This window comes from Colwellia sp. MB02u-10 (assembly GCF_014077185.1).
In the GTDB taxonomy this organism is placed as follows: domain Bacteria; phylum Pseudomonadota; class Gammaproteobacteria; order Enterobacterales; family Alteromonadaceae; genus Cognaticolwellia.
In genome coordinates this window covers 1-298 of sequence record NZ_JACGVK010000082.1, presented here as the reverse complement: position 1 = coordinate 298, position 298 = coordinate 1, and the positions used below count along the sequence as shown (strand labels likewise).

The following is a 298-nucleotide window of genomic DNA, read 5'->3' as shown; positions in this document are numbered from 1 at the left end:
TTTATCACCTTACCAAAGCTTTTCGCAGATTAACACGTCCTTCATCGCCTCTAACTGCCAAGGCATCCACCACATACGCTTAGTCACTTAACCATACAACCCCAAGTAGTTTCCGAAGAAGCTATTTAGTACACATCGGAGACTAATCCGACGCAATTGTAAAGTCTGACATTTTCACGCACACAAAGTGTGTCTTGAATAAGAGTGGTAACAAATTTAACTCGTAAAAGTAAACTTATTACCGGGTTGATTACGTTTCCGAGGAGGACCCGTAATCACCATCATTAACAGGCGATAT

Annotated in this window: 1 rRNA gene; it reads right to left on the bottom strand. The window is 41.3% G+C overall.

The annotated features are described in order from the left end of the window. Positions 1-93 (bottom strand): 23S ribosomal RNA (locus H4J59_RS03930); the annotation flags it as partial. Between the last annotated feature and the right edge of the window lie 205 nt (positions 94-298).